Origin of the sequence: Sphingobium sp. MK2 (genome assembly GCF_040170545.1) — a bacterium.
Classification (GTDB): Bacteria; Pseudomonadota; Alphaproteobacteria; order Sphingomonadales; family Sphingomonadaceae; genus Sphingobium.
In genome coordinates this window covers 39,851-47,659 of record NZ_JAZDXA010000042.1, presented here as the reverse complement: position 1 = coordinate 47,659, position 7,809 = coordinate 39,851, and the positions used below count along the sequence as shown (strand labels likewise).

Genomic DNA, 7,809 nt, shown 5'->3' with positions numbered 1-7,809 from the left:
GCCGTCCACATATGGCGCATCATGACAATTGGACGCCGCAAATGGGCACGTGGGTCGTGATCAATGCAGGTTGGTATGACATCGCGCTTCCTCCACTTTAATGGCACCACATAATATGATCGTTTGCATGGGGGTGGTCCATGCCATCAAATGGGCGGTCCAGCGCTCCCGCTGCATGACACTTGAGAGCGTCTCGGGATTAAGCGATAATGCCATCATCACGTTGCCTGCCATGGCAGCATGATCAACCCGGCTTAGCCGGAGATCGCCAAGGCTACGCCAGCGAACCTACACCATCAGGTGGGACACGATCCGGTCAGAGAATTGGGGCTGACGCATCTGCAATTCGCTTTCAGGGTTGCGAAGATGCGTCGTCACAGCTAGCCTTGCTTTTGATTTTGTTGCAATGACTTGCATAATATGCAAAGAGACTTCCTTCTGTGCATAAAGGGCAGGGGGAGAGTGAAGCCGTGAAACTGGGAGATATCGGGTGCGTTCGGTAGCGATTGTAGGCGCCAATCTAGCGGGTGGGCGAGCGGCGGAAGCGCTGCGGCAAGTAGGGTTCGACGGTCGGATCACTCTGATCGGTGAAGAGCCCTGGAGGCCCTATGAGCGCCCGCCGCTGTCCAAGGAGTTCCTGTGGAATCCAGCCGAAATGTCGGACAACTTTTTCCTGCAGGATGAAAACTGGTACTCCGACAACCGGATCGACATGCTGCTCAGCACCCGTGCCGAAGCGATTGATTTGAATGCGGGCGGCGTGCGCCTCTCGGGTGGCCAATTGGTCGCTGCCGACAAGGTTCTGCTGGCGACTGGAGGGCACGCCCGCAAGCTCAATCTGGCCGGAGCCGATTGCGTCAACGTACATTATCTGCGCACCCGGGACGATGCCGCCAGGATGGCCCTCGACCTTCGTCAAGGCGCACGGGTGGTGATCGTTGGCATGGGCGTGATCGGAGCCGAAGTGGCTGCTAGCGCGATCAAGCTTGGCTGCGAAGTAACTGCGGTAGAACCGTTGGCGGGTCCGATGGAACGGGCACTGGGCAAACGTTTCGGTCAGTGGCTGGGCGAGGAGCACCGCAAGCGCGGGGTCAAGACCCATTTCAACCGGGGCGTAACGGGTTTCAAGTTCGCGGACGGCCGCGTATCCGCAGTCGAGATCGACGACGGCACCGTCATCCCTTGTGATGCCGTCGTCGTTGGGGTGGGGATCATTCCTGCCACCTCGCTCGCGGTCGATGCCGGGTTGACTGTAAACAATGGGATCGTCGTCGACCGTCGATGCCAGACCAGCAATAAGGCGATATTTGCCGCCGGTGACGTCGCCGAGCAGGACGGTTTTTTTGGCGGTCGCTTCCGGCAGGAAACCTATCAGAACGCTTCCGACCAGGCCCAAGCGGCGGCCTCGGCGATGCTTGGTCACGAAGTCGATTACTGCAAGCCCATGTGGTACTGGAGCGACCAGTTCGATTTGAACATCCAGTTCTGCGGGCAAATTCCGGCACAGGCCGAGGTCGTCCTTCGCGGCGATATCGAAAGCAACGCTTTCGTCGCTTTGTTTTTGTCCGGCAATACAATTGATGGCCTGCTGACTGTCAACCGCGCGCCCGATATGGGCATTGGCAAGCGGTTGGTCGAACGGAGGACGAAGGCGAGCGCCGACCGGCTTGCGGATGCAGACGTGTCTCTGCGCGAATTGCTTATGCAGTCTGCTCGATAGCGCGTCGGCGGCGGGGGGCCTTATCCGATCCCGCCGCCCGCGACGAAGAGTGTCTGCCCGGTGAGGTAGGAGGCCTCCTGAGAGGCGAAAAAACAAATTGCAGCGGCCAGTTCATCGGGTTCGCCGAAGCGGAGCATAGGGGTGTCGCGCAAGGTCTGCTCCATCACTCCTGCAAAACCCGCCTTGAACGCATCGCTCATGGGTTCGGGATCGCGTGGGGTGACCCGTCACAGGTTCATTTAGTGCCTCAGAGCCGGAACACCGTTGCACGATGGGCAGCCAAGCGGCGCGACGATGCACAGGCACTAGAACCGCAGAGGCAGCGGTCAGCCTGGAAGGCCCCATCGCGGCAGCGCTGCGCGTGGTACATGGGCCAGGCTCCCGATCAGATCGGTGCCGAACATACGCTGTTCCTCGACCATCCCAGCGCATCTGGCTCGTCGACTTCCAAAACAGCTCAACAGGAATCTGCACTGGAGAGTTATCATGAACACACGATCGAGATGGTCTTCGCCAAGCTCAAGCATCTGCTGCGAAAGGCCGGTGAGCGCACACGGGAAGGGTTATGGAACCGGGTCGGCTCCCTCCTCGACGACTTCCCGCCACACCAATGCAAAAACTACTTGCGACATCCCGGATACGCTACCGTCAGATCACAAACCGCTAATTCGGACACCGCTGGTTTCCAGTTCAGCGACAAAGCGGCGGTCAAAGCAGCGACTCCGTCCTTGGCGGCGGGATAGGGAGTCTTGTTCACGCCGCGCGTGGCCACTGAACCGATATTTACGACTGAACCGCGCCCGGCCGCGAGCATGTACGGCAACACCGCATGGCGGCACCAAAGTGTCGGCCACACCGAGCGGTTGATTTCGGCACAAATCTCGTCGGGGGTAGAATCCCAATAGGGCTTAGCCCAGATCGTACCACAGACATTGTGGACCGCCACGTCGATTTGGCCGAATTGATCTGCAACCGTCCGGTACAGTTCGGTCGCTCCCTCGCATTTCTCGAGGTCGAAGATGGCGGCATGAACATCGCAGCCATTGTCCCGCAGGCGATCGACCGTAGCCTGCGTAGCGTCAGCCGCTCGGTCGGCAATGATCACGATGGCGCCTTCCTCAGCCATACGCCTGGCTGGGGCTAGCCCGATGCCTTGAGCGCCAGCGGTCACAACCGCGATCTGGTTGTCGAACGGCTTGGCAGAAGTCATGATGTTGCTCCTCCTTTATTCACATTCCTGCAACGAAACGCAAGGCTGGGAGGTTGCCTTTCCTATATTCATGATCTATATCGAGAACGGAAATGCGTTGCGCAATGTCAAATGATTAGGCGCTGCAGCGGCGATCACCGGACCGGATTTGAGGAGAGAAACGAAATGGCCCGTACACTCATGAAACCAGACGACGTCAAAGGTGCCTGGGCGATTATTCCCACTCCGGCGAAGGATGATGCCTCGGATTGGCGCGCGACAAAGACAGTTGACCTCGATGAGACAGCGCGTGTGGTTAATGGCCTGATCGATGCAGGGATCAACGGAATTCTCAGTATGGGGACGCTTGGCGAAGCGGCGACCATGACCCACGACGAAAAGCTCGATTTCATAAAGGCGCTGGTCGATGCAGCAGCCGGCCGAGTGCCGATTTTCGTTGGCACCACCTGTCTCAACACGCGCGACACTATCGCGTTGACACGTCAAGCGCTTGATATTGGTGCCGATGGCACGATGCTGGGAGTTCCGATGTGGTGCGCGCCAAGCGTTGATGTTGCGGTGCAGTTCTACAAGGATTTAGCTGAAGCCGTGCCTGAGATGAACATTGCCATCTATGCTAATCCCGAAGCCTTCAAGTTCGATTTTCCACGCTCGTTCTGGGCTCAGGTGGCGGAGATTCCCCAAGTCGTCACGGCGAAATACATTGGCGTCGCTCACTTGCTGCCGGACCTTGCAGCCATTCGGGGACGGATCAAGCTGCTGCCGATCGACTTCGACTACTACGGCGCAGCTCGTATGGACGAATCGATCGACGCCTTTTGGTCGAGCGGTGCCGTGTGTGACCCGCTGGTGACCACGACATTGCGCGACCTTGTGTCGCAAGCGCGCGCTACCGGTGATTGGAGCGCGGCGCGGGCATTTATGGGCCGACTCGGCCCAACGGCAGCGCCGCTGTTCCCTAACGGCAGCTTCAAGGAATTCTCGACCTACAACATCGCGCTCGAAAAGGCGCGCATGAACGCAGGCGGCTGGATGAACGCCGGTCCGGTCCGCCCGCCCTACCATCTTTGCCCCGAACCCTACCTCGAGGGCGCGCGCCTTTCGGGCAGAATGTGGGCCGAACTTGGCAAGGCGCTCGCAGCCGAAAAATGAGATAAGCGCGAAAATTGGGAGAAAGCGAGTGACGGACTGAGGTGTTGGGTTGGACGGCTCCCAACGGCATCGCGATGTGCCAGAGTGAGTTTGTTAGAGGACTCATTCGAGGGAGCCGACCATGGAACAGATTACCCACATAGGCATGGACACGTCAAAGAACGTTTTTCAGCTGCATGGCGTTGATGCGGCAGACAGGCCGATCCTGCGCAAGAGGCTGACGCGACGGAAAATGGTCGAGTTCTTCGAGGAGTTGCCGCCGACCGTTGTCGCCATTGAGGCTTGTGGCAGCGCGCATTACTGGGCGCGTCTTCTTGGTTCTTTTGGCCACGAGGTAAAGTTGATCGCGCCGCAACTGGTGAAACCATACGTCAAGCGCGGCAAGAACGATGCAGCGGATGCTGAAGCCCTGTGCGAGGCAATGAGCCGCCCGACGATGCGGTTCGTGCCGACGAAGAGTGCCGACCAGCAGGCGGCGCTCATGCTTGTGGGCATGCGCACCAGACTCATCAAGAAACGCACCCAGCTTGCCAACGCGATCCGAGGCTTCGCTGCGGAATTCGGGATCACCGCAGCAACGGGCATGTGCCGGATCGAACCCCTGCTCGATCGCATCGCGGCTGACGAACGACTTCCCGAACTTGCGCGCGAACTGTTCGCGCTTCACGGTCAGGAATACGCGCAGCTTCTGCACGAGATCGAGCGGGTCGAGGCCAAGCTTATGGAATGGCATCGCAACGACGAATGCAGCCAGCGGCTCGCAAATATCCCCGGGATCGGTCCGATCGGCGCATCCCTGCTGATGATGAAAGCTCCTGACCCGCGCATGTTCAAGTCCGGGCGAGACTTTGCGGCCTGGATCGGCTTGACCCCTAAAGATCACTCGACTGCCGGCAAAGTCAGGCTCGGAGGCATCACGCGAGCTGGCGATGAACTCTTACGGAGCACGTTGGTGGTCGGAGCCACCGCCGTCGTCCAGCATGTCCGTCGCAGCGGCGGCAGGAATGCCTCGCCTTGGCTGCTGGGATTGCTAGAACGGAAAAAGCCGAAGCTCGTCGCAGTGGCGCTCGCCAACAAGATCGCGCGCATTGCCTGGAAACTGATGGTAAGCGGTGAGGGGTATCGAAGAGCAGATTTAGGCGCACCAACGGTTGCCGCGTGAGAGATCGGCCTGATACGATGAGCAAATTTGACGCTATCGTACTGAGCTGATGCCAGATCTTGCAAGAGAAGAGCAGATGGTGCGATCGATCGATCCAAGGCGTGTGGCATTCCTTCGGGACCAATGGCTGTTCGAAGCCGCTGAGGTGTTAGGAACTCACGCTGCGGAAACCATCTTGGCCAGCGACCATGTGCGGTTGCACCCAAAGGCCGGACATATGGACGCAAGCGATCCGATCAAATTTTTCCGCTCAGCCCTTGCAAGAGGGAGCCGTCCACATATGGTGCCGCCTTCTTGGATAGTTTGGCGGCGAAGTTAAGCTAATCCCGGGTGTGATTATGCCGCCAGTTTGGTCACCAGATCATGGGGGGGGGCATGCCCCCCCCCATGATCTGGAGCGACGATCCGCCTATAGGCCTCGGCCGGGGTTCGCCCTGCCAGTCCGAGTGAGATCGCCGCGTGTTGTACAGCAAGGCGACGGAACGCCCACGATACCGATATCCGCGAAGTTCTTTATCCTTGGCACTCTTGGTCGGGGCGCCATGTTCACATTCATGAGGTCATAGGACGGGCGAGCGGGGAAGTTCTCCGCTGCAGTTCGGCAGGATCGGCGTCGGAGCGCTGGCTTGAGATTCCGGTGTGGATGTTCGACCGTTTGACCTGCTCGACCTTGCACATCTGCGTTGCACCTTACGTCGATATCGCTGCGCTGAGTGATTTGGCGAGGTTGCTGCACGCGGCGCTGCCCATTTCGGCCTTGCCCATTTCGGGCGCAGCATCGGGATCTCACGACTCGCATCGGGGAGATATAGAGGTGGCCGGGTTTGTCTGAACAGGGATCGGCAACGGTTAAGTGGATCGTCTGCCGGGTTCCTTGCCTTGCCAATATGGGGCGTCATGCAGGGAGGGCGTAGCCCTACTGGAGTGACGCCCCATATTGGTTGCCAACTTAGCTTCGCTGGCCTTTGGCTCATGCTGCAATCATTACCGGCAGGTTGTCAAAATACGCCTGATCCGGCGTCCTGGCGGCGAGGCTCGAATGTGGCCTCCTTCCATTGTAGAAGCTCAGATAACGACCGATCGACTCGCGGGCTTCGCTGACCCCGCCGTAGGCGCGGAGGTAAACCTCCTCATATTTCACCGAGCGCCACAGGCGCTCGACCATCACATTGTCGCGCCAGGCGCCCCGGCCATCCATGCTGATGGCGATTTCCTCGCGCAGCAGCACGCTGGTGAAGGCGTGGCTGGTGAACTGGCTTCTGTGGTTGCCGCCCGTGGTGCAAGAAGTTTTGATCCGATGCGCGTGTGATCGAGTGCGGTCTTCTGTCAGGCCTTCCTATGCGGCATTTTCAGAAGCCGCAGGCCAGTATGGTGATCTGCGGATCAGGTCCAAATCTACTTCCCGAGCTTTATTGCCCTTAGCCGATTACTGGTTTTCCTAATCCAGATCTGTTCGATCATTTTGCCCATTCGGGTCGTCGCCTTCTCACACCCCCTTCATCCGACGTCAGATAGATTATGCAGCGTGTCGATCATGCTGCTGCCACCTGCGCCGAATCTCGATAATCCTCATTCTTTGTCAGCAGAGCCCATATCGTCCGCGCCATCCTGTTGGCCAGCGCGATCGCGACAAGCATCCTTGGCTTTCGCGCCGCGATGCGTGCTAGCCACGAGCCTTCCGGGATCGATTTCCGGCCGAGCCAATTCAGGCGGGACATTGCTCCAATAATCAGAAGTCTGCGGATATCGCTCTGCCCCGCCTTTGATACCCGACCGAGCCGTTCTTTACCGCCTGAGGAAAATTGGCGTGGGACGAGGCCAAGCCAGGCGGCAAAGTCGCGGCCGCAGCGGAAGCACTCCATCGATGGAGCAAAGGCTTCAACGGCTAAGGCGGTCAATGGACCAATTCCGGGTATCGTCTGCAAGCGCCGTGCAATATCTGCTTTAGCTGCGAGAGCCTTGATCTTCGCCGTCCGGGCATCAATGCGAACCGTCTTCTCCGCAATCTGCTTCATCAGATCATCGCACTCGTTGCGCATCAGTTCGGGCAGGTCGCTGTTTGGTTCATCCAGGATGCCTTTGATTTTGCCGAGCTGGTGAAGTCCCTGCGGAACGACATGGCCAAATTCGTAGAGGCACGCCCGAAGAGCGTTCACCAGCTCCGTGCGCTGGTGGACCAGCCGCTCTCGAGCGCGAAACAGGATGGTACGGCTTTGCTGTTCCGTAGACTTAGGCTCGACGAAACGCATTTCTGGCCGCTGTGCAGCGAACACTATGGCTTCGGCATCCACCGCGTCGTTCTTCTGCCGCTTGACGAACGGCTTCACGTAATGCGGAGCGATCAACTTCACGTCGTGTCCGCGCCTGCTCATCTCGCGCGCCCAGTAATGCGCGCTGCCGCACGCTTCCATGACAACAATGGCGGGAGGCTGCTTGGCCATGAAATCAGCGAAACCCTGCCGCGACAGTTTCTTTCGAAACTTCGGCTGCCCCGTCATCGATGCACCGTGCAGCTGAAAAACAGATTTTGCCAAATCCACGCCGATCATCGTATCCTTTGTCACG

At 58.8% G+C, this 7,809-nt stretch carries 7 protein-coding genes and 2 pseudogenes; 5 read left to right on the top strand and 4 right to left on the bottom strand.

From position 1 onward, the window contains the following. Window positions 1-490 precede the first annotated feature (490 nt). A complete protein-coding gene (locus V2I08_RS16795) occupies window positions 491-1,720 on the top strand; it encodes an NAD(P)/FAD-dependent oxidoreductase (protein ID WP_019054263.1) in 1,230 nt (409 codons plus the stop codon). A 20-nt stretch (window positions 1,721-1,740) separates the two neighbouring features. On the opposite strand, the gene V2I08_RS16790 is transcribed toward V2I08_RS16795, so the two are convergent. Further along, window positions 1,741-1,920, bottom strand: a complete 180-nt coding sequence (locus V2I08_RS16790) for an SDR family oxidoreductase (RefSeq protein ID WP_026149929.1) — start codon at window positions 1,918-1,920, stop codon at window positions 1,741-1,743. Between the two features lie 297 nt (window positions 1,921-2,217). Here V2I08_RS16790 and V2I08_RS16785 point away from each other — a divergent pair. Continuing rightward, window positions 2,218-2,367, top strand: a pseudogene (locus V2I08_RS16785) (IS630 family transposase); the annotation flags it as partial. Here V2I08_RS16785 and V2I08_RS16780 read toward each other — a convergent pair. Beyond that, complete coding sequence (locus tag V2I08_RS16780) at window positions 2,340-2,846, bottom strand: SDR family NAD(P)-dependent oxidoreductase (protein ID WP_235209944.1); 507 nt, start codon at window positions 2,844-2,846, stop codon at window positions 2,340-2,342. The pseudogene V2I08_RS16785 and the gene V2I08_RS16780 sit on opposite strands and share 28 nt — an antisense overlap. A gap of 249 nt (window positions 2,847-3,095) precedes the next feature. On the opposite strand from V2I08_RS16780, the gene V2I08_RS16775 reads away from it, so the two are divergent. The 3 genes from V2I08_RS16775 (at window position 3,096) to V2I08_RS16765 (ending at window position 6,076) form a co-directional block, all read left to right on the top strand. Next, complete coding sequence (locus tag V2I08_RS16775; protein ID WP_026149928.1) at window positions 3,096-4,082, top strand: trans-o-hydroxybenzylidenepyruvate hydratase-aldolase; 987 nt, start codon at window positions 3,096-3,098, stop codon at window positions 4,080-4,082. Between the two features lie 121 nt (window positions 4,083-4,203). After that, a complete protein-coding gene (locus tag V2I08_RS16770; RefSeq protein ID WP_349636082.1) occupies window positions 4,204-5,244 on the top strand; it encodes an IS110 family transposase in 1,041 nt (346 codons plus the stop codon). Window positions 5,245-5,887: 643 nt separating this feature from the next. Continuing rightward, window positions 5,888-6,076, top strand: a complete 189-nt coding sequence (locus V2I08_RS16765; RefSeq protein ID WP_349636081.1) for a hypothetical protein — start codon at window positions 5,888-5,890, stop codon at window positions 6,074-6,076. Window positions 6,077-6,214: 138 nt separating this feature from the next. Here the strand turns inward: V2I08_RS16765 and V2I08_RS16760 are convergent. Together V2I08_RS16760 and V2I08_RS16755 are read right to left on the bottom strand one after the other, a co-directional pair. Next, window positions 6,215-6,502: pseudogene (locus V2I08_RS16760) on the bottom strand (integrase core domain-containing protein); the annotation flags it as partial. A 274-nt stretch (window positions 6,503-6,776) separates the two neighbouring features. After that, entirely contained in the window at window positions 6,777-7,793 is a 1,017-nt protein-coding gene (locus V2I08_RS16755) for an IS110 family transposase (protein WP_405053662.1), read from the bottom strand. Between the last annotated feature and the right edge of the window lie 16 nt (window positions 7,794-7,809).

Coding starts and splice junctions, on each gene's coding strand:
- V2I08_RS16765 (WP_349636081.1), top strand. CDS start 5,888: ATGTTCGACCGTTTGACCTGCTCGACCTTGCACATCTGCGTTGCACCT.
- V2I08_RS16755 (WP_405053662.1), bottom strand. CDS start 7,793: ATGATCGGCGTGGATTTGGCAAAATCTGTTTTTCAGCTGCACGGTGCA.
- V2I08_RS16775 (WP_026149928.1), top strand. CDS start 3,096: ATGGCCCGTACACTCATGAAACCAGACGACGTCAAAGGTGCCTGGGCG.
- V2I08_RS16770 (WP_349636082.1), top strand. CDS start 4,204: ATGGAACAGATTACCCACATAGGCATGGACACGTCAAAGAACGTTTTT.
- V2I08_RS16780 (WP_235209944.1), bottom strand. CDS start 2,846: ATGGCTGAGGAAGGCGCCATCGTGATCATTGCCGACCGAGCGGCTGAC.
- V2I08_RS16790 (WP_026149929.1), bottom strand. CDS start 1,920: ATGAGCGATGCGTTCAAGGCGGGTTTTGCAGGAGTGATGGAGCAGACC.